Source organism: Archangium sp. (genome assembly GCF_057119385.1).
This window is the reverse complement of sequence record NZ_DBNGVP010000116.1, coordinates 73,649-95,205: the sequence shown is the minus strand read 5'-3', so window position 1 is coordinate 95,205 and position 21,557 is coordinate 73,649. Positions and strand designations below refer to the sequence as shown.

The 21,557-nt window shown below is 69.0% G+C and carries 14 protein-coding genes; 8 read left to right on the top strand and 6 right to left on the bottom strand.

The genetic code is table 11. The features are described from left to right. The first annotated feature begins 15 nt into the window (after positions 1-15). The 7 genes from AC16DP_RS27925 to AC16DP_RS27895 all read left to right on the top strand — a co-directional run bounded on the left by AC16DP_RS27925 (position 16) and on the right by AC16DP_RS27895 (position 9,849). Positions 16-414 carry a response regulator gene (locus tag AC16DP_RS27925; protein ID WP_329731548.1) on the top strand — a complete coding sequence of 133 codons (399 nt, stop codon included), beginning with the start codon at positions 16-18 and terminating at the stop codon, positions 412-414. A 7-nt stretch (positions 415-421) separates the two neighbouring features. Further along, entirely contained in the window at positions 422-1,933 is a 1,512-nt protein-coding gene (locus AC16DP_RS27920) for a GumC domain-containing protein (protein ID WP_329731547.1), read from the top strand. Positions 1,934-1,957: 24 nt separating this feature from the next. Then, positions 1,958-3,148: an exopolysaccharide biosynthesis GT2 family glycosyltransferase EpsU gene (gene epsU / locus AC16DP_RS27915; protein WP_329731546.1), complete on the top strand. Its 1,191-nt coding sequence runs from the start codon at positions 1,958-1,960 to the stop codon at positions 3,146-3,148. 32 nt (positions 3,149-3,180) lie between these two features. Beyond that, entirely contained in the window at positions 3,181-4,713 is a 1,533-nt protein-coding gene (gene wzy, locus AC16DP_RS27910) for an exopolysaccharide repeat unit polymerase (protein WP_329731545.1), read from the top strand. A gap of 107 nt (positions 4,714-4,820) precedes the next feature. Continuing rightward, complete coding sequence (locus AC16DP_RS27905; RefSeq protein WP_329731544.1) at positions 4,821-5,483, top strand: hypothetical protein; 663 nt, start codon at positions 4,821-4,823, stop codon at positions 5,481-5,483. Then, a complete protein-coding gene (gene epsD / locus AC16DP_RS27900; protein ID WP_329731543.1) occupies positions 5,480-7,081 on the top strand; it encodes an exopolysaccharide biosynthesis glycosyltransferase EpsD in 1,602 nt (533 codons plus the stop codon). The genes AC16DP_RS27905 and epsD overlap by 4 nt, the downstream gene beginning before the upstream one ends. Further along, the gene (locus AC16DP_RS27895) at positions 7,081-9,849 is read left to right on the top strand and encodes a glycoside hydrolase family 44 protein (RefSeq protein ID WP_329731575.1); all 2,769 of its coding nucleotides are present in this window, start codon (positions 7,081-7,083) and stop codon (positions 9,847-9,849) included. The genes epsD and AC16DP_RS27895 overlap by 1 nt, the downstream gene beginning before the upstream one ends. Before the next feature lie 4 nt (positions 9,850-9,853). On the opposite strand, the gene AC16DP_RS27890 is transcribed toward AC16DP_RS27895, so the two are convergent. Next, complete coding sequence (locus AC16DP_RS27890; RefSeq protein ID WP_329731542.1) at positions 9,854-10,708, bottom strand: fatty acid desaturase family protein; 855 nt, start codon at positions 10,706-10,708, stop codon at positions 9,854-9,856. Between the two features lie 108 nt (positions 10,709-10,816). Further along, positions 10,817-16,144, bottom strand: coding sequence for a trifunctional serine/threonine-protein kinase/ATP-binding protein/sensor histidine kinase (locus tag AC16DP_RS27885; protein WP_329731541.1), 5,328 nt, complete (start codon positions 16,142-16,144; stop codon positions 10,817-10,819). A gap of 185 nt (positions 16,145-16,329) precedes the next feature. Here AC16DP_RS27885 and AC16DP_RS27880 point away from each other — a divergent pair, with 185 nt between their 5' ends. Continuing rightward, positions 16,330-17,379, top strand: coding sequence for a catalase family protein (locus AC16DP_RS27880; protein WP_329731540.1), 1,050 nt, complete (start codon positions 16,330-16,332; stop codon positions 17,377-17,379). Positions 17,380-17,394: 15 nt separating this feature from the next. On the opposite strand, the gene AC16DP_RS27875 is transcribed toward AC16DP_RS27880, so the two are convergent. From AC16DP_RS27875 to AC16DP_RS27860, 4 genes are all read right to left on the bottom strand, one after another. Further along, entirely contained in the window at positions 17,395-17,544 is a 150-nt protein-coding gene (locus AC16DP_RS27875; protein WP_329731539.1) for a hypothetical protein, read from the bottom strand. A 150-nt stretch (positions 17,545-17,694) separates the two neighbouring features. After that, positions 17,695-18,912, bottom strand: coding sequence for a hypothetical protein (locus AC16DP_RS27870; RefSeq protein WP_329731538.1), 1,218 nt, complete (start codon positions 18,910-18,912; stop codon positions 17,695-17,697). Between the two features lie 31 nt (positions 18,913-18,943). After that, positions 18,944-19,810, bottom strand: coding sequence for a fatty acid desaturase family protein (locus AC16DP_RS27865; RefSeq protein ID WP_329731537.1), 867 nt, complete (start codon positions 19,808-19,810; stop codon positions 18,944-18,946). 69 nt (positions 19,811-19,879) lie between these two features. Then, entirely contained in the window at positions 19,880-21,451 is a 1,572-nt protein-coding gene (locus AC16DP_RS27860; protein WP_329731536.1) for a tetratricopeptide repeat protein, read from the bottom strand. Between the last annotated feature and the right edge of the window lie 106 nt (positions 21,452-21,557).

Sequence of the window (21,557 nt, the reverse complement as noted above, 5' to 3'; positions counted from 1 at the left end):
GGCCTGAGAGATTCTATGCAGCAGCAAGGAACAACCGTCCTCGTCGTGGAGGACTCGCCCATGTTCCGCAGGATGCTCAGCGACATGCTGCAGAGCCTCGGCTACACGCGCGTCCTCGAGGCCTTCAGCGGACAGGCGGCCAAGGAGCTCCTGGCCGAGCAGACGCCGGACCTGGTGTGCCTGGACCTGACGTTGCCGGACATCTCCGGCTACGAGGTGTGTGAGCACATCCGCGCCACGCCGGGCCTGCAGGACGTGCCGGTGCTGATGATTTCAGCGCGCACGCAGACGATGGACCGGGCGCAGGCGGAGGAGGCGGGCGCGAGCGGTTACCTCATCAAGCCCTTCACCCCCGAGGAGCTGCGCCAGCAGGTGGAGCGCGTGATGGCGGCGCGCCCGCGGAAGGAGGCGTAGAGCGGTCATGTCCCAGGCTCCTCGTGACGAGCTGCCCGAGGTGGAGCGCGCGCAGGCCCAGATCTTCGACTGGGAGGCGCTGCGCGACTACGCGGGCTTCGTGAAGAACGCGGTGCTGCGCCACAAGCTGCTGGCCCTGGCCACCTTCGTGGTGGTGGCGGCGCTGGGGCTGGCGCTCGCCAAGTTCCTGCCGCGCAGCTACTACGCCCAGGCCTCGCTGCTGCCCAAGCGCGCCTCCACCATCGCCGCGCTGGTCAACCCGGACCGCATCCCGGCGTTGGATCCGGATCCGCCCAACCCCCTGCACCCGGCGGGCGAGGTGGACTCGGTGACGCTCGCCGCCTCCAAGGCGGTGATGCGGCGCGAGAACCTGGTGGCCCTCATCAAGCGGGTGAACCTGCTGGACCGCTGGGACGCCACGCGCGCCCCGCTGCTGCGCTTCAAGGACACGGTGATGAACCTGCTGTCCGGCCGCCCCAGCGAGGACATCAAGCTGGACGCCATGGTGGGCATGCTGGAGAAGGCCCTCGTGGTGAACACCGATGATGGCAAGGTCACCCTCGGCATCACCTGGCCGGATCCACAGCTCGCCTACGAGCTGGTGGACGCCGCCCAGCTGAGCTTCCTCGAGGCCCGCCAGCGCGAGGACAACGCCAGCATCACCGACGCGCTCGCCATCCTCGAGGAGCACGAGAAGCTGGCCACGGAGAACTACAAGAAGGCCTTCCTCGAGTTCGAGAAGGTCTTCTCGGCCATCATGATTGAACGCCGCCGCGCGGTGGGTGACCCGCGCGTGGGTGGCTTCAACACGGACCAGCACCTGGCGGAGCTGCGCTTCCTCATCCGCGCCAAGCGCCGGGCCATCTCGGACTCCGAGGAGCAGCACAACCGGCGCCTGGAAGGGCTCAACGCCGAGCTGGTGGCCCAACGCAAGCTGTACGGGGAGAACCACCCCAACATCGTGGAGATCCAACAGCGCATCAACGGTTTGAGGGCCAAGGGCTCGCCGAACACGGCGGTGCTGCAGGCCGAGGAGGAGGAGCTGACGAAGGAGTACGCGCGCTTCGGTGGCGGCGCGGTGCCCTTCCCCGACGAGCCGGTGCCGGACCCCTACGGCCTGGAGCGCGTGCTGATGGGCATCCTCCCGGCGGTGTCGGAGAACCCGAAGGCGGCGGTGTCGCTGGACGAGGTGCGTGCGCGCACCATCATCATGCAGCAGCTGCGCAAGCGCATCGACGGGGCGAAGCTGGAGCGCGACATCTCCCAGGCCTCCTTCAAGTACCGCTACACCGTGCTCACCCCGGCCGAGTTCCCCCGCACGCCGGTGAAGCCCAACGCGAAGGTGATCGCCATCGGCGGCATCTTCGCGGGCCTCCTGCTGGGCATCTTCGCGGCGCTCGCCCGGGACGTGCTCAGTGGCCAGCTGCTGCAGGCCTGGCAGGTCCGGCGTGGACTGGGCCTGCCCGTCCTCGCGGAGCTGGAAGCCCCCTCGTTCGAGACGCAGTCCTCCTCCCGCTAAAGCACCCCCTGTGAAGTCCACCCCATGATTCTCGACTTGCTGCTCGTCCTCCTGGCCCTGCCGGTGCTGCTCGCCGCGGGGTACCTGCTGCTCCTCACGCTCCTGTCGGGGGAGAAGAAGGCACCACCCCAGGTGGCGCCGCGGCTCAAGTTCGACATCATCATCCCCGCGCACAACGAGGAGGCGGGCATCGCCCGCACGGTGTCCAACCTGTCGCGGGTGGACTATCCGGTGGAGCTGCGGCGCATCGTCGTGGTGGCGGACAACTGCTCGGACGCCACGGCGGACCGGGCGCGCGAGGCCGGCGCCACGGTGCTGGTGCGCCACAACCAGGAATTGCGCGGCAAGGGCTACGCCCTGCAGCTCGCCTTCGAGCGGAGCCTCGCGGATGGCTTCGCCGACGCGGTGGTGGTGGTGGACGCGGACACCGAGGTGACGCCCAACCTGCTGCACGCCTTCGCGCTGCGGCTGGAGGCGGGCGCGCAGGCGGTGCAGGCGCACTACGGCGTGCTCAACCCGCACGCCTCCTGGCGCACCCGGCTGATGGCGGTGGCCATGGCGCTCTTCCACAAGGTGCGCTCGCTGGGCCGGGAGCGGCTGGGCGTCTCGTGCGGCCTGCGCGGCAACGGCATGTGCTTCACCCACGCCATCATCCGCCAGGTGCCCCACGAGGCCTTCTCCATCGTGGAGGACCTGGAGTACGGCATCCGCCTGGGCAAGGCGGGCCAGCGCGTGCACTACGCCTGGGAGGCCGAGGCCCTGGGCGAGATGGTGACGAGCGAGAAGGCCGCGCGCTCGCAGCGCCGCCGCTGGGACGGCGGGCGCATGGCCATGACGCGCAAGTTCGGCCTGCCGCTGCTCGCCGAGGGCCTGCGCAAGGGCGACAAGGTGCTGGTGGACCTGGCCATGGACTTGCTGGTGCCGCCGCTGAGCTGGGTGGTGCTGGGCGCGGGCGCGGTGACGGTGGCCTCCGGGGCCCTGTCGCTGTGGCAGGGGCACGTGACGCTGTCCGCGTACGTGGCGGCGGCGAGCGTGCTGTCGCTGGTGCTCTACGTGATGCGCGGCTGGTGGGTGTCCGGCATGGGCCTGTCGGGCCTGTCGGCGCTGGCCTGGGCGCCCTTCTACGTGGCCTGGAAGGTGTGGCTGATGCTCAGCCGCCCCGAGGAGAAGAAGGGCGAGTGGGTGCGCACCACCCGCGAGGCCCCCAAGCCCTGAGCTGATAGCGGGAGCTCGGCCCGCTCCGGACGATGATCCAGGACTTCCTCTCCCGTCCCCTCGTCTTCTACGCGTCGCTGGCCGTCCTGGCGCTGGCGACATTGGGGCTGCTCGTCCTGGCTCCGGCCGTCGCCATGCTGCCGGTGGCGGCCGTCATCGGCGGGTGGTGGGTGTGCCAGCAGAAGATCCGCACGCTGGCGCTCGCCATCTTCGCCATGGCCGTCACGGTGGACCTCGTCACCGAGGTGCCCTACGAGGGCCACTGGCAGTCCCCCCTCTACTTCCCCGGCCTGCTGCTCTTCACCAAGCCGGGCATGTCCCTGCCCCTCATCGACGTGGCCACCGTCGGGCTGCTCGGGCTCAACGCCTACCGGCGCGCCATGGGCATCACCATCGACGGTCCGCCCACGCCACCCCTGCCCAGGCCGCTCGTCCTCGGGCTGCTCGCCGTGCCGGCCACCATCCTCTGGCTGCAGCTGTGGGGCATCTACATCAACGGCGGCAACTCGGTGGTGGCCAAGTGGCAGTGGCACCAGATGATGTCGCTGCCCCTGCTGGTGGCGCTCTTCAACGTCGCGCTGCGCGGACCCGAGGACTTCCGCACCGTGGGCCGCATCGTCATCGTGGGCTGCTGCGTGAAGGCATTCATGGGCGCCTTCTTCATCCTCACCATCGCCCGGCCCCGCGGCCTGTACCACGAGTACGCCACCACGCACTCGGACACGGTGCTCTACGTCACCGGCCTCATGTGCGTCATCGCCTCGTGGATGGAGCAGCCCCTCCGCAAGCACTTCTGGCGCATGGTCTGGGTGTGCGCCGTCATCTTCATGGGCATGCACTACAACGACCGGCGCCTGGCGTACGTGAGCCTCACGTTCTCGCTCATCGCCGCGTACGCCGTCAGCCCCTGGCACCAGGTGAAGCGCTACGCCACCCGCGCCGGCCTCTTCGTCGCCCCGCTCTTCCCCTTCTACCTCGCCGTGGGCTGGTCCAACCCCACCGGCATCTTCGGCATCGTCGGTGTCTTCAAGTCGCTGGTGGAGGGCGAGAACCTCCAGAAGGGGCAGATGGACTACCGCGACATCGAGAACCTCGACGTCGTCTACACCTGGGAGCAGCACCCCATCCTGGGCACCGGCTGGGGGCATCCCTTCCTCGAGAAGATCAAACTGCCCGACATCTCCCACGCCTTCGCCGACTACCTGTACCACCCCCACAACTCCGTCCTGGGAATGCTCGCTTTCGGAGGAATCATCGGTTTCTCGGGCTTGTGGAGCTGGGTGTCCATCGCCATGTTCCTCACCGTCCGCGCCTACCACCGGGCGCACGAGCCGGAAGCCCGCGCGGGAGGATTGGTGGCGATGTCGGTGATTGTGGCCTATACCAACCAGTGTTTCGGAGACATGGGCACCATCAGCTGGCTGGGCACCATCCTGGTGGCAATGGCCGCGACGTGTGCGGGGAAGCTCGCCACGGTGACGAATGCGTGGCCGACCGCCCAACGCCTGCGAAACGAAGTCTCGGCGCCTGAGAAAACGGCCAGCCCCGTAGGAAATCTGGTATGATACCGCACCGCAAACCGAAGAGGCCACGGAAATACGACAGTCAGGGCCAGAGCCCCGTCGCTTCCGAGATGCCAAACGCCCGGCAACGCGGTAACATGGCCTTGCCCATGTTCGAGCCTCACGACAAGAAGACCAAGGGTGGCTCCCGGGGCGGTGGTCCGAACCCACCGGATCAGCGGCGCGTGGTGCAGCCGCTGTCGGTGATTCGAGGCAACCGCCAGCAGCCCGCCCCTGCGTCTCCGTCCGCCCCTGCCCTCACCGGGGAAGGGACGGCCGAGGTCGTCGAGCAGCAGCAGCCAGCGCCTCAGCAGCAGAAGAGCACCAGCAGCGTCCCGTCCAGCACCCTGCTGCACCTGTGGGCGATGCTCAACCAGCGCGGCCGGTGGTCGTCGCTGGTGGTGGTGCCCTCGCACGAGGGCGGCTCCGGAATGCAGGTGGTGCAGGCCATCCTCGAGGTGGCCAACAAGCAGAGCAGCACGCCGGTGCACTTCCTGGACGCCGAGGGCCTGGAGATCGGCGCCGCCCAGCACGTGGTGGCCGAGATGATGGCCTACGTGGAGCAGGGAGACCGGGTGGTGGTGCTGCTGGACTCCGTGGTCGCCAACCCCGTGGGCCTGGAAGTCGCCCTGGCGGCCGAGCGGGCGCTGCTGTGCGTCTCCCTCGGCACTTCGGATTACACCTCCGCTCGCCGTACGCTGGACCTGATTGGGAAGGAGCGCTTCCTCGGAAGCGTTACCCTCCAGCCCACGTCCGGAGCTCCGAAGAAATGAGCGCAGCCCACGGCGCCTCTGGCGCCGCCGTTCCACCTCGGCCCGTGGCCTCGCGCCCGCGGCTGAGTGTCGTCGTTGCCACCTACAACCGCGTGGACCTCATCCAGCGCCTGTTGGGCCAGTTCGCCCGGCAGACGCTGCCCGCCTCGGACTTCGAGGTGGTGGTGGTGGATGACGGCTCGCGCGAGCCCGTGGCGCCCCACCTGGAGAAGCTGACGCTGCCCTTCAGCCTGCGCGTGGAGACGCAAGCCAACGCCGGTGCGGCGGCGGCCCGTCACCGCGGCGTGCTCGCGGCGCGCGGCGAGGTGGTGCTCATCACCGACGACGACATGCAGGTGGCCGAGGACTTCCTCGCCAGGCACCTGGCGCGTCACCCGAAGGGCTCGCGCAACGTCGTCATCGGCAGCATCCGTCCGGATCCGGCCATCTCCGACATGCCGCTCTTCGAGCGGTGGTACGCGTGGCTCAACAACCGCATCGCCGCGAGCATGAGCGGCCCCAAGCGGCGCGCCCACGGCTGGCAGCTCTTCACCGGCAACGTGTCGTTCCGCCGCGAGGACTACGTGGCCGCCGGGGGTTTCGACAAGAGCCTGGGCCAGTCCGAGGATATTGAACTGGGCGTGCGCCTGGAGAAGGCCGGCTGCCGCTTCGAGTTCTGCACCGAGGCGTACGTGCTGCACGGCTCGGATCACACCAGCTTCGAGAAGTGGCTGAAGCGCGCGCACCGCTACGGCATCTTCGACTCGCGCGTGGCGGCGAAGCACGCGGACGTGCCGCAGGTGGATCCGTGGCGCTACCTCTTCGAGATGAATCCGCTGGCCCGGCCGCTGCTGGCCGCCGCGGTGGTGGCGCCCGAGGCCACCCGTCCGGTGACGCAGGCGGTGATGGCCGCGGCGAAGCTGGCGGACAAGGCCGGCCTGAAGAAGGCCGCCTTCATGGGCACCTCGGTGACGTACGCCATGGAGTACCTGCGCGGCGCTCGCACCGAGGCGGGCTCGCTCCCGAAGGCCGCGAAGCACGTGGCGCGCTATGCGCTCACCGCCGGCCGGCCCGGCCAGGTGCTCAAGCTGGCCCGGGCGCTCAAGGAGGATGCGCTGCAGGTGGCGAAGTCCGAGTACGGCCAGCCCGGCCTGAAGGCCGTGGCCGCCATGGTGCTCACCTCGGACGGCTACCGGGTGCTGGCGCTGCAGCGGCTGCGCGAGGCCGCGCTCGGATTGGGCATTCCGCTCGGCAACCATGCGCTGCGCGTGGCGCAGACGGCGGTGCTCGGCGTGGAGATTGGCAAGGACGTGGAGCTGGGCAGCGGCGTGTACTTCGTCCACAGCCTGGGCACCGTGGTGGGCGGCGACGCGAAGGTGGGCAACCGCGTGCGCTTCTACGGCAACAACACCGTGGGCACCGCCAAGGACGACGGCTACCCCGTCATCGAGGATGACGTGTGGGTGGGAGCCGGCGCGCGCATCCTCGGCCCCATCACCGTGGGCGCCCGCTCGCGCATCGGCGCCAACGCGGTGGTGCTCCAGGACGTGCCCCCGGACAGCGTGGCCGTGGGCATCCCCGCCCGCATCATCCCCCGCAAGGACGTGGACGGCGAGTGATGCGGCGGTCCGGCTGGAACGTGGGTTTCAGGCATGGCAGGAGGGCCCGCGCGGCCCTGCTGGCCGGCGTGTCCCTGTGCGTGCCCCTGTTGGAGTCCTGCAAGCAGAACACCTCCGAGGCGGCCACCTCGCAGGGCGCGCCGTCCTCGCCCTCGGGCGTCTACAACATCCCCCCGCTCACCGAGCCCGCGTGGGCCGGTGGACTGCAAGCGGGTTGGAAGGACGAGGGCTGGTCCGAGCGCGATCCAAAGCACCAGGGCAGCGCGAAGATGCGCATGGCCAACCTGGGTGGCTTCATGCTGCAGAAGAAGGGCATCCAGGGTGACTTCGGCGGCCTGGCGCTGCGCTACAAGGCGCCCTCCAGCTTCGGCGACTTCCTCGAGGTGCGGCTGGACTCGGAGGGCGAGACGCTCTTCCCCCGCGTGCGCGTGGACAACAGCCACGTGGCGCGCCGCGAGGGCGAGTGGGTGCAGCTCTTCATCCCCTTCGAGAAGCTCAACCCGGACAAGGTGCCCTTCAGCCGCATCGTCATCCGCGCCTACAAGAAGGTGGGCAACGACTGGGTGGAGATGGACCAGGTGGGCCTCACCGCGCCCGGTGGCATGACGCCCGCGGATGGCACCGCCTTCGTGCAACAGCAGTCGCAGCAGCCGGGCGAGGCGGCGCGGGCCGTCGTGGAGCCCGTGGAGCTGGCCTATGACAACGGCCTGCAGCCGGGCTGGGAGGACCGCGGCTGGTCCGAGCGCGAGCTGAAGGGCCCCACCCCGGCGAGGCTGCGCATGGCCAACCTGGGCGGGTGGATCCTCCACAAGAAGGGCCTGGGCGGCGAGTACGGCGGCGTGGCGCTGCGCTACCGCGCGCCCTCGGGCTTCGGGGACTTCCTCGAGCTGCGGCTGGACACCGAGGGCGAGGTCCTCTTTCCCCGCGTGAAGCTGTCGGACACGTACGTCACCGCGCGCGAGGGCGACTGGACGCAGGTGTTCGTCCCCATGGAGCAGCTCAACCCGGACAAGCACGCCTTCACGCAGATCGTCCTGCGCGCGCACAAGAAGGTGGACGCGGAGTGGGTGGAGCTGAACCAGGTGGGCTTGGCCCGGCTCGTCACCAGCGCCAACGTGGGCACCATCCCCGTCACCGCCGGTGGACAGCCCGGCCCTCCGGACGCTTCCGCCGTGGGCGGTGGCCGCGTGGCGCTCGGCGACGCGAAGACGTCCAAGGTGGTGGTGGACTGCACCCAGCCCGGCCACCCCATCAGCCCGCTCATCTACGGCATCGCCTTCAACAACCTGCGCGAGCTCAAGGACAACCACCAGTGGGAGCTCGGCGCCACCGCGCGCCGCTGGGGCGGCAACCCCACCTCCCGTTACAACTGGAAGCTGGGCAACGTCTGGAACACGGCCAACGACTACTTCTTCCGCAACATCGTCCTCGGCACCAGCCCCCAGTACACCTACGACAGCTTCCTCCAGGCCAACCAGCAGCGCGGCCTCCAGTCCGCCCTCACCGTGCCCATGCTCGGCTGGGTGGCCAAGGACTCCTCCTCCGTCTCCTTCCCCAAGTCCCTCTTCGGCGCGCAGCAGAAGATGGATCCGGACGTGACGGAGGCCGGCAACGGCATCGCCCTCTCGGGTGAGGGCCTCACGCCGCTGCCCCCCGCCCAGACGAGTGTCGAGGCGCCTCCCGCCTTCATCCACGAGTGGGTGCGCTCCATCCGCGAGAAGGACAAGACGCGCGGGCGCGGCGTGCAGATGTACATCCTCGACAACGAGCCGATGCTCTGGAACACCACGCATCGGGACGTGCACCCGGAGCCCGTCACCTACGACGAGCTGCTCGAGCGCACCATCGCCTACGGCACCGCCGTGCGCCAGGCGGACCCCGAGGGCCTCATCGCCGGCCCCGCCGAGTGGGGGTGGACGAACTACTTCAACTCGGCCGCGGACATGGCTCCGGGCGGCAACAAGAAGGACCGCAAGGCCCACGGCAACACGCCGCTCATCGCCTGGTACCTCAAGAAGCTCGCCGAGCACGAGAAGCAGACGGGGACGCGCGTCCTCGACGTGTTGGACCTGCACTTCTACCCGCAGGGCGACGGCATCGGCTTCGAGGAGCGCGGGGCCACGGACCCGGACACGTCCGCGCGGCGCATCCGCTCCACGCGCGCGCTGTGGGACCCGAAGTACAAGGACGAGTCGTGGATCGACGACTCCGTCGAGCTCATTCCGCGCATGAAGCGCTGGGTGGCGGAGAACTACCCGGGCCGCGGCGTCTCCATCGGCGAGTACAACTTCGGCGCCACGGGGCACATGAGCGGAGGCCTCGCGCAGGCCGAGGCCCTGGGCCGCTTCGCCGAGTACAACCTCACCTCGGCCTTCCTCTTCACCTACCCGCCCAACCGCAGCCCGGCCTTCTGGGCGTTCCGCGCCTTCCGCAACTTCGACGGCAAGGGCGGGCGCTTCCAGGACAACTACGTGCCCTCCAGGTTCGAGAAGGGCGCGGACTCGCAGGGCATGTCGCTGTTCGCCTCGCGCAGCGGTGACGGCAAGCGCGTGGTGGCCATCGCCCTCAACCTGGAGCCGGACGCCGCCCGCAGCACCCAGGTGGAGCTCAAGGGCTGCGGCAACGTCTCCAACGCGCGGGTGCTGGGCTACGCCGGAGAGCCCTCGGGCTTCGCCGAGCGCAAGTCCTTCTTCCAGGCGGGCAGCAGCCTGCAGGTGCTCCTGCCGCCCTGGTCCATCACCGTGCTGGACCTCACCGTCGCCCAGTAGGCGCTCACGGCGTCGGACGAGCCAGCGCCTCCACCTGCTCGTCCGTCAGCTCCAGCTTCTCCTCCGAGCCACTCCACACGAAGGGAATGCCCGGCTGACGGTAGTGCGCGGCGGGGATGTCCTTGGCCATCTGCGCGTGCAGCTGCGGCAGTTTCGACCAGTGCAGCGCCTGCTTCGCGTGGTGCGCGGCGTGGTAGCCGAGGTTGCCCGTCATCAGGTTGTAGCCCCGGTGGAGGATGTTGTACGATGCCTCGGCGTGCTCCCGCGTCTCGAGCCCCACGTGGTGGAAGTACGTGGCCCAGGACGTCACGTACAGCGACGTCGCCATGGGCAGCAGGAAGACGAACAGCGCGTTGTACCCGTTGTGCCAGAAGAGCACGCCGAGCAGCGCGAGCTGCACCCCGCCCATCACCAGGAAGATGCGCAGCGCCTTGGGATAGCGGCGCCCCACCTCGTAGGCCCGCGGATAGGCCGTCAGCGCCGTGGTGAGCGAGTACTCCACTTCCCCCATGGTGCTGCCGTCGCCGCGCTTCCAGCGTGACTCGTCCTTCCCCTGGTCCAGGTAGTTCACGTGGTGGCCCACCACATGGTGGAGGAACCACGTATGGGACGTCACCCCCGTCTGGAAGCCGAAGACGATCTCCAGCAGCCGGTTGAGCGGCGCGTGGCGGAACATGTTCAGGTGCTGGTGGTGGTGGTTCCACGCGCTGATCCACCCCTTGGGGATGATCCCAATGCCAAACCACAGAATGGGCAGCCACCAACTGCTCGCCATGAAATACACCGTCAGGTCGAGCGCGAACACGCACGCGAACAGCAGGACGGGGATTCGATCCTCGGGGTGCCGGAACAGGGTCATTCGTCTTTCACACAGGTGGAAATCACCGAGATGGGCCGCGCAGGATACACAGCGCCCGGCTGGATTCCCACATAGGGAGAAACCGCTAGGGAGGCGGACGGAGGCTCCTCAGGCCGTCCGCTGGGGCGCGGAGGCCGGCGGCGGAGCCTTCCGGGGCAGCGTCACCACGAACTCGGTGAACCGGCCTTCCTCTGACTCGAATGTCAGCGTGCCCCCGTTGGCCTGCACGATGATGTTGTGGCTCAGCGACAGCCCCAGCCCCGTCCCCTTCCCCGGTGCCTTCGTCGTGAAGAACGGGCTGAAGATGCGCTCCCTCAGCGCCACGGGGATTCCCGTCCCGTTGTCCCTCACCCGCAGCTCCATGCGGTCTCCCACCGCCCGCGTCGTGACGGAGATGACTGGCGTGTAGCCCTCCCCCTCCCGGGCCTTGCGCGCCTGCACCGCGTGCAGCGCGTTCTCCAGCAGGTTGATGATCACCCGGCCAATCTCATCCGCCACCCACTCCGCCTCCCCCAGCGACTCGTCGTAGTGCGTCTCCAGCTTCACCCCACTGGCCGCGCCCTCTCCCCGCCCCTGCAGCGCCAACACCGTGTACTGCCGCACCAGTCCATTCACGTCCACCGGCTGCCGCTGCCCCGTCCCCGGCCTCGAGGAGTGCTGCAGCATGGCCTTCACGATTCCGTCCGCCCTCCTGCCGTGCTCGTGGATCTTCACCGCGTTCTGCCGCAGGTCCTGCACCAGCTCCCTCAGGTACTCGTAGCTGGACGGCGTCAGCCGCTCCTTCTGCCCGGTGAACTCCTGCACCAGCTCCTCGCCCAGCTTCACCGACAGGTCCGCGAAGTTGTTCACGAAGTTGAGCGGATTCTTCAGCTCGTGCGCGATGCCCGAGGTCAGCATCCCCAGCGACGCCAGCTTCTCCTGCACCACCAGCTGCCGCTGCGTCTCCTTCAGCCGCTCCAGCGCGTCGGAGAGCTCCCGCGTCCGCGCCTTCACCCGGCTGTCCAGCGTCTCGTACAGCTTCGCGTTCTCGATGGAGATGGCCGCCTGCGCCGACAACAGCTCCAACACCTGCCGCAGCTGCGGGGAGAAGGCGTTGGAGACCAGCTCGTTCTCCAGGTACAGGATTCCCACCAGCTTCTTCTGGTGGAGGATGGGCTGGCACAGCACCGACTTCGGCCGGTGCCTCGCCACGTATGCGTCCGAGATGAACGCCCCGCTCTTCGCCGCGTCTCCCAGCACCACCGCCTGATGCGTCCTGTGCACGTACCGGACGATCGCCTGTGACACGTCCTCCCGTTGCTCCACCGGCTCGTGCACCAGCTCGATTCCACCAGGGCCCGCCACCACGCCCAGCGCGGACTCGCCCTCCACCATCAACAGGCCCCGGCGCGCTCCCGCGTTCTCCAGCACGATGCCCATCAACTTCTTCAGCAGCCCCTCCAGGTGCACCTCGCCCGAGAGCGCCTGCGACGCCTTCAGCACCGACAACAGGTCGAGCGCCGAGCCCACGCTCTCCAGCTCCTTCACCGTGTCCGTCTGCCGCGTGTCCATCCGCCGCGCGTGGTGCCTCGCCATCACCACCGCGGCGAGCTCCGGGTGCCGCCGCTCCAGCTCCTGCACCTTCGCCTTCGCGCCCCACAGCCCGTACAGGTGGTGCGCCTTCTCCAGGAACAGGCCCGCCAGCTCGAGCTCCCCCCGGCTGGAGGCGAACTCGGAGAAGAGCTCCGCCGCGAGCGCCTCCTCGTTCCGGTACTCGTTCTCGTGGGCCAGGGCCATCGCCTGGTAGTACAGCTCCCGCGCCTTCTCCGGCTCGCCCAGCACGCGCGCCCGCTCCGCCCGCACCAGGGCGTACTTGTGCGCGTGGTTCATCGGCGCGTGCGCCGCGAACATCTTCAGCCGCTCCAGGTTCCCCTCCACCCGCGCCAACAGGGGCCCCCGCATCTCCAACGAGGCGTCCGGGAGGTTCGCCAACACCGCCAGCGAGCCGAACAGCAGCGCGGTGGGCACCTGGAACTGCCCCACCAGCCCGTTGAGCTGCGTCCTCAATGCATCCGCGTGCTTCAGCGCCTCGGCGCGGCGGCCGAACAGGAAGCTCAGCTGAAGCTTCCACAGGTACGCACTGCCCAGGCCATACGAGTCCCGCGCCTCCTGGTGGAAGGCGAGCATCGTCTCCTCGTCATACGCCTCGCCCACCAGCCGGGTGGGCTCCTCCACGCGGCCCATCAGGTTGTGGACCACCTGGCGCACCGCCCGCGTGTAGTTCAGCGCGGGCTCGTGCCGCAGCTGGACGAGCGCCGGAATGCTGCTCGCCGTCACCTGCTCCACCTGCGCCAGCTCCACGCCCCCCAGGTAGAGCTGCGTGGCCTGGGACACCAGCGAGTAGCTCGCGAAGTCCAGGTCTCCCGTCTCCAGCCCCGTGCGGTAGATGTCCTTGAAGGCCTGCACGCTGCGGCGCACGTGCTCCTTGTGGTGCGCGATGTAGCAGGAGACGATGTACTCGGTCCGGGCCTCGTAGTTCCGGGCGTCGTAGCGCGCGAGCACCCGCGAGGCGAGCTTGCCGAACTCGTACCCGTCGTCGATGCGCCCCAGCGCTCCACACAGGATGATGGCCCAGGAGGCATAGCCACTCGCCGACGGGCCCGCGTTGCCGTGCGCCACCGAGTACGCCACCTGCCTCACCGCCAGCAGCGGGAAGAGCCTCGGGTCATACAGGTACGACGTCGGAATCGTCGTCGCCAGGATGCGCAGCACCGCCACCTTCACCGGATCCGTCAGCGCCGGCAGCTCCAGCAACGCACCGATGGGCCTGCCCGCCAACGCCGCGTCCAGCTCGCCCACCGCCTTCAGGAGATCCGCCTCGGTGGGCGTGTCCGGGAAACGGACGCCGAGCACCTCGAGAATCCCCAGCGCGGTGTGCACCGCGTCTCCCAGCTTGTTCTGCGCGTTGAACGCCTGGATGCGGATCTCCGCCACCTTCACCCGCAACAGCACGTCCTCGTCGTGCGCCAGGACCTCCCGCGCGTAGAGGTCGATGCGGTTGAACTCCTTGTTGAGATAGCTCACCTCCGCCGCCTGCAGGTGGAGCTCGATGGCCAATGCGTGCCGCCGCTGGAAGCCGTCCTCCCCCAACAGCGCGATGCCCTTCTGGAGATAGCTCATCGCCGCCGCGTACGCGGTGGACGCCTTCGCCTTGCGCGCGGCCGCGAGGTTCAACTCCGCGAGCGCGTCCCGCTCCTCCCGTGCCTCGATGAGCGGGGAGCCCGCGTTGAGGTGGCCCACCAGCGAGAAGAGCCGCTCCTCGCGCTCCGCCTCGCTCGCCCCGCGCAGCAGCAGCCGGCCCACCTGCAAGTGCAGCGCGCCCCGCAGCTCCGGAGGAATGAGCGAATAGGCCGCCTGCTGCACCCGGTCATGCAGGAAGCGGTAGGTGACGCCCTGGGCTTCCTCCGCGAACCGGTACGCGCCATCCAGTGGAAGGACGAGCCCCTCCTTCAGCGCGGGCCAGAGCGCCGTGGCGGCCTCGGCGGCCGGCACACCCAGGCCCACCGCGAGCGTCTGGAGATCGAACACGTTGCCGATGCACGCCGCCACCCGGAGCGTGTGCTGCACCGGCTCGGCCAGACCGCGGATGCGCCCCGCCATCAGGTCCACCACGTTGTCCGTCATCTCCATGCGGGAGATGCGCGCGTCGTCCCACTGCCAGCGGCTTGGGCGCGTGTCGTAACGCAGCTCGCCCCGCTCGTGCAGCGACAGCAGGAACTGCCCCAGGAAGAACGGATTGCCCCCCGTCTTCTTCAGACACAGCTCCGCCAGCGCCACCACCTCGTCCCGCCCGCACTGCAGCGTGTCCACGAGGTACCCGATGACGTCCTCCCTCCCGAGCGGCGACAGGGAGATCCCCCCCACCCTCGCGCCCTGCTCGCGCATCGCCTCCACGGTGACGAGCAGCGGATGTCCCGCGTCCACCTCGTTGTCGCGATAGGCGCCCATGAGCAGCAGGTGCCGCGTCTCCGCGTCCGTCATCAGCCGCTCCAGCAGCCTCAGCGACGGCAGGTCCGCCCACTGCAGGTCATCCAGGAAGATGGCCAGCGGGTGCGCCGCGTCCGCGAACACCCGGAAGAAGCGCTCGAACGTCAGGTTGAAACGGTTCTGCGCCTCCGTCGGCGACAGCTCCGGCACCGGCGGCTGCTCGCCAATGACGAGCGCCACCTCGTGGATGACGTCGATGATGAGCTGCCCATTGGCCCCCACCGCCTCCAGCAGCCGCTCCTTCCACCAGGCCAGCTCCTCCGCGGGCTCGGTGAGCAACTGCCGCACCAGCTCCTGCACCGCCTGGATGAGCGAGGCGTAGGGGATGTCGCGGTTGAACTGGTCGAACTTGCCCGAGATGAAATAGCCCCGCCGCTCGACGATGGGCCTGTGCAGCTCGTGCACCAGCGCGCTCTTGCCGATGCCCGAGTAGCCCGCCACCAGCAGCAGCTCCTTGCCCCCGCTCGCGACGCGCTCGAAGGCCTCGAGCAGCAGTTGGGTCTCGCGCTCGCGGCCGTGCAGCCGCTGCGGCAGCCGCAACACGTCCGGCACATCGTTGCACCCGATGGGGAACTCGGTGATGTCTCCCCGCCCGTCCAGGCGCTCCAGGCACCGCGCCAGGTCCGCCCGGAGCGTGAAGGCGCTCTGGTAGCGCTCCTCGGCGCGCTTGGCCAACAGCCGCAGGATGATGTTGGACACCACCACCGGCACCGCGGGGACGAGCTCGTGCGGAGGCACCGGCACCTGGGCGATGTGCGCGTGCACCAGCCCCATCGGGTCCGCCGCCGTGAAGGGCAGCCGCCCCGTCACCAGCTGGTACAGCGTGACGCCCAGCGAATACAGGTCCGTCCGGTAGTCGATGGCCCGGTTCATCCGCCCCGTCTGCTCGGGCGAGATGTACGGCAGCGTCCCCTCCAGCACCCGCGGCCCCACCTGCGTCGGCACCTCGCGCGACAGCTCGGTGGAGATGCCGAAATCAATCAGCTTCAGCGTGTCCGTGTCCGGGTTGTAGAGGATGTTCGAGGGGTTGAGGTCCTTGTGGATGATGCGCCGCTGATGCACCCCCCCGAGTGCCTCCGCCAGGCGCGCCGCCATGTCCAGGAAGCGCCGCAGCTCCAGCGGCCCGGCGCCGAGCAGCTCCGACAGGGGCCGGCCCGCGAAATCCTCGAGCACGAGCGCCACGCCATTCCGGAACTCCTCCAGCGCGAGCGCCTCGATGACGCCCTCGCCGCGCGCCTGGCGCGTCATCCGGAACTCGTACCTCGAGCGCGCGAGCTGCTCGCTCGTCGGATACTCCGCGTGCACCAGCTTGAGCACCACCAGGCGCCCGTCCGCCTCGCGCACGGCCCGGTAGATGAGGGAGTGCCGGCTCTCGAAGAGCTTCTCCCGCAGGCCGTATCCCGAAATCACCTGGCTCCTCATATTCCGCCGTTTCAGCGCTGCCCGCCGGGCATCTGAAATCGAGTCGGAACACGAAGCAACGACCCGATCCCATGGCTGGCCCTCGTGCCTGCCCGAGCGCCCGGCTTGCGTGGAATTGTCCTCGTCCCTACAGTTCCCCGCCAGCCGGTCTCCAAGGCAAAGAACTCATTGACATGACCAAGGTTTTCAAGAAGGCGCAGCTCTGGCTGTTCTCGTACGCATGGGCCTGGGCGCTGTGCCTGGTGTTCTCCCTGAAGCGCGAGCGGATGTCCCACAACAGTGGCATCACCGCGAAGGGGCGCATCCGCATCACGAAGACGCCCGCCTTCCCCGCGCATGACTTCTTCGAGCCCGGCCGCGAGTTCAAATGCCGGCTCCGGCACGCCTCGGCCTCCTACGAGGACGACACCATCATCCAGGTGCGCTCCGCGTCGCTGAAGTTCGCGGACAGTGATGATGACAGCCCCCTGGATATCGAGCTGAACACCGGCACCATCTCGCTGTTCTGGACGGCGCGGAACTTCGCCGAGTTCTCCCAGCAGCGGCGCCACCGCGTCAACGAGCTCGCGTACTGGCATTACTACGACAAGTACCCGCGCGGCCTGCTCGCCGCCGAGGACGGCATCCGCAAGGACCCCGCCTCGTTCGCGCAGCTCTACTACCACTCACAGACGGCCACGCGCTTCGTCGGCAAGGACGGCGTGCTGCGCTACGCCAAGTACCGCCTGGTGCCCGCGGACCGCTGCCCCGAGTCGGGCCTCATGTCGAAGGACGAGCTGCGCAACCGCTGGAAGGAGGCGGTGGTGCCCGGTGAGAGCCGCCCTCCCGACTACCTCCGCCAGGAGCTCGTCGAGCGGCTCTCGCGCGGCCCCGTCCAGTACGTGCTGCAGATTCAACTCCACACGCCCCAGCCGGACGACAGCCCGGAGATCTTCAACTGCAACGTCGCCTGGGACGAGGCCACCCATCCCTATCTGGACCTCGCCACGGTGGAGCTCGAGTCCATCCTCCCGCGCGAGGAGGGCAACCCGATGCGCTTCTCCCTGGGCCACCACCCGCCCTCGCTCGGCGTCCTCCCGTCGGAGCACATGGACGACTACAACTCGCTCAACTACATGCGGCACAAGGCGGACCTGGTGAAGGAGGCCCGCGTCTACCTCACCAAGGCCTGGGGCCCCCGGGAAACGGAGCCGGGCGAGCGGCCGGAGACCGTGCGCGGCTGACCTGGCGCTCCGGGCTCACTCCGCCACCCAGATGGCGTCCCACGCGTTCATCCGGCCCCGCTGCCGGATGGACGGGAACGACCGGCCGGATTCCCGTGCGGCCCGCTCGAGCCTGGCCAGCACCTCGGGCGTGCGCGCGGCGAAGCCCCAGCCCCTCAGGAGCATGACGTCCTCGCCCAGGCACACGGTGCGCTCGTCGGGGAGCTCGAATCAGCTGGACATAGGACCGCCACTCTGGAGCGGAGCGGATGGCCTCGAACGTCGCGTCACGGCCACGCCTGCCCGCAGTGCTTGTCATCGGTCTGGATTCCCCCTCTAGCGTTCGTCGGCCTGGAGCCAGGAGGCTGGCGCTTCCTGGATATGGGAGAGGCGGCCCCGGGATTCGTGTTCTTCCCAGGTGAGCCGCAGCGTCACCCATTGCCCGGCAACCCGGAAGTCGTAGTCCCACTGCTCTGTCCAGCGATAGAACTTGCCGGCCGGATGCGAGTGCTGCCGGACGTGGTCCGGCGAGCCCACCCGCTGGAGCACCTGCTCGGCGGACATGCCCGGGTCCAGCTCCGCGGCTCGCTCGCGCCGGTGGGCCACATGTTCGGGCACCGGAAACCGGGCGTGTCCGCGCCCCGGGCGGAAGTGGTAGGCCGCGTACCCCAGGGGCTCCTCCCCGAGCAACCGCAGGGCGTGGTGGAGGAGGGGCCGGAAGGCCTGTTCTTCCACGTCCCAACCCCGGCCCATCGCCGTACTGCTTTGGGAGGAGCCCGCATGGTCGAGCCGCTCCCAGAACCGGAGCACCGGCAGGGCCTCCTCACACCGATGCAGCCCCACCAGTTTCAAGGCGGGCCGCACGTGCCTGAGCTGGACCTGGAGGGGCGAGGGCTTGTCCCCGATGGAAGGGCGCTCGCGGCTCGCGAGGAATTGCTGGACCTCGTACAGCCGGGCCGCCAGCTTCCACAGCAGGTGGTACGCGCCCCGTTTCTCCGCCTCGTCCATCGCGCGGGTGATGGCGGCCCGGGCCGGACTGTCCTCCGGCACCAGGAGCCCCTGGGTGAGATCGAGCACCAGCCGCGGGCCCCAGCTCGTCCTCCAGACGAACCAGGCCGTGCCATCCACCTGGAAGAAGTACGGCCACGATTCCCCCGCCCAGAAAAGACCTCCCATGAAGACGTAGGGAGGGTCGATCACCCACTCGCACCGCCGCGCCTGCCCGGGCCCCTGCGCTGGCTCCTGCGCCGAACGGGCTCTTCGGAGGAGCACGTGAATCGTGTCGTGCCCTTCCGGGGACACGGCGATCACCTGGGGCGTGTAGCCGTGGGTCCGGAGGATCGACCAGCCGTCATCCGAGACCAACACCTGGTGCGGCCCGTGCTCGCCAGGACCCTGCCGCCGCTCCCAGACGACCCGGTCCCCGTCGAACAGCCGGTAGACGAAGTCGTCCTGGTACACGCGCTCCTCGAGGGCGCGATGCGAGCGGGCTTCCAGGGTGAACCGGCCATTGGGCGAGGTCGCCTCGCAGTCGGGAAAGAAGACCGTCGTCACATGTGTGTCACTTCACGTCAGGTGTCCGGGCTCAGGAGCCCGCGGGCCGGACCCGGGTGAGCGCCGCCGCCACCTGCTCGTCACTCAGCTCCAGCTTCTCCTCCGAGCCGCTCCACACGAAGGGAATGCCCGGCTGGCGGTAGAGCGTGGCGGGGATGTCCTTGGCCATCTGCGCGTGCAGCTGCGGCAGCTTCGACCAGTGCAGCCCCTGCTTCGCATGGTGCGCGGCGTGGTAGCCGAGGTTGCCCGTCATCAGGTTGTAGCCCCGGTGGAGGATGTTGTACGAGGCCTCCGCGTGCTCCCGAGTCTCGAGCCCCACGTGGTGGAAGTACGTGGCCCAGACGGTGAGGTAGAGAGACAGGCACATGGGCAGCAGGAAGACGAACAGCGCGTTGTACCAGTCGTGCCAGAAGAGCACGCCCAGCAGCGCCACCTGCACCACGCCCATGGCCAGGAAGACGCGCAGCGCCTTGGGGTAGCGCCGCCCCACCTGCCAGGCCCGCGGATAGGCCGTCAGCGCCGTCTTGAGGGAGTACTCCAGCTCGCCCATGGTGGAGCCGTCATCGCGCTTCCAACGCGACTCGTCCTTCTCCTGGTCGAGGTAGTTCAGGTGGTGGCCGACCACGTGGTGCAGGAACCACCCGTGGGAGATGATGCCCGTCTGGAAGCCGAAGACGATCTCCAGCAGCCGGTTGGGCAGGGCGTGGCGGAACATGCTCAGGTGCTGGTGGTGGTGGTTCCACGCGCTGATCCACCCCTTCGGAATGGCCATCACCGCGAGCCACAGCACGGGCAGCCACCAGCTGCTCGCCGTGAAGTACACGGTCAGGTCGAGCGCGAACACACACAGGAACAACAGGACGGGGATACGGTCTTCAGGGTGTCGGAACAGGGTCATGCGCTATGAGAAGGGGGGCCAGGCAGGAGGGTTCTCCAGTATACAGAACGAACCGGCGGCCTGGGATGGCTACCCCTGGACCGGGTGCTCCAGCTCCTCGAAGAGCGCGAAGACGTCGGCGGAGACCCCCCGGTCATCCAGCTGCTGCTCCACCTCGAGTCCATAGCGCCGCGCGAGGTACTCCGTGTACGCACAGGCGAAGAACTCGTCCTCGTTCTGCTTCTGGTACTCGGACCCCACGTAACCCGTGCGCTCGGCCCGCCGGAGCAACCGCTGCACACGGAAGCGGAGCGTGCCGGGCCCCGCGATGAGGACGAGGTGCGCGAACTCGTGGGCAAGCACCCACCCGTTCGCCCCGGGCGACAGGCTCAACAGCCCCTCCACCTTCGCCATCGCCAGATTCCCGTGAGTCACGCCGTGGAGCGCCTCGAAGGTCCGATGGTCACCCTCCCCCGCCCGCTCCTCGCGGAGAGGGGCGAGCTCGGGCACGTCCGAGACGCGCACGTCCAGGGGGAGGATCCGAAGGCGGAAGCCCCTCGCGGCCAGGTTCGGGAGGAACTGGCGCAAGGGGAGCGCCGAGGCATGCACGACGCGGCGCTCCCGCTCGGTCAGCGCCGGCCAGTCCGGGAATACGCGCTCGAGGCCCTCCAGCGAGCCCACGTCGGGCAGGTGCTTCAAGCCTCCGAGAACATCCTGCTGGGAGAGCTCGAGCGCCATGCCCTTGCCGAGGAGTGGCGCGAAGTCACTCGGAGACAGCTCGTGCGCCCGCTCGAAGTGCTTCAGCGCGTCGCTGAACCGGCCCTCCCGGAGAGCCACCCCGCCCCGCTGGACGAGACCCACGACATCCGAGGCGTCCTCGCGCAGCCGCTCGTCCGCCAGCGCCCGCATCCGCTCCATGGGGAGCAGCGTGAGGCTGGGGGCACGGCACGGCGCTCCCACCATCTGGTGTGCCGCGAGCAGCAGGAAGTTCACGCCCGCGTGCGCGTCCAGCTTGCGCCGGCGCGCCGCGTCCACGACCAACGCCTCGTGGCCATGCAAGGAGGCCAGCACCTCCGAGTGGAGCGCCTCCAGTTCCACGTACGCGTCATCGCGCACGGCTTGACCGTACGGGTCGCTGCGGATCATCTCCTCGTACAGCGCCATCGCCCGCTCCAGCGGGGGAAGCGCCTCCTCCAGACGCGCCTGGGCGAAGCGGGCCTTGCCGAGCAGGCACAGGAGCCGGGGCTCCAGCGACTGCTCCCAGCCCGTCAGCATTTGCTCCGCCTCGGAGGCGCGCTCCAGCGCGATGAGGTGGTTGGCCAGCTCGGCCAGCACATCGACGCGGCGGGGGTGACGGAGCCGGAGTGCGCGCAGCCGCTCGACGGACGAGCGCACCCGGCCCGCCCGGGCCTCGTACCGGGCCAGCAGCCAGGTGATGCCATCATCCTGGGGAGAGCGCACCAGCGCCTGCTGGAGCAGTTCGCACGCGAGCTCCGGCTCGTCCTCGTCGCAGTCCTGGGCGAGACCGACCAGGGCGCTGGCCCGGAGTTGCCCACCCACGCTGGAAACGAGCGCGAGCGCGTTCTTCCGTTCCCCGGCGACCAGCAGCCGGCGCACCTCACGCGAGAGCCGCCACGAGCGAAACGCATCACCCAGTCCCATGCGTGCTCACATGCCCGAGTCGGCCCGAGCCCTCAAGTCCGGCCCTATGGACGGGACGCTCAACGTTCGTCGATTCCCGGGCGTTGACCGATTCTGGCCCGCTGGG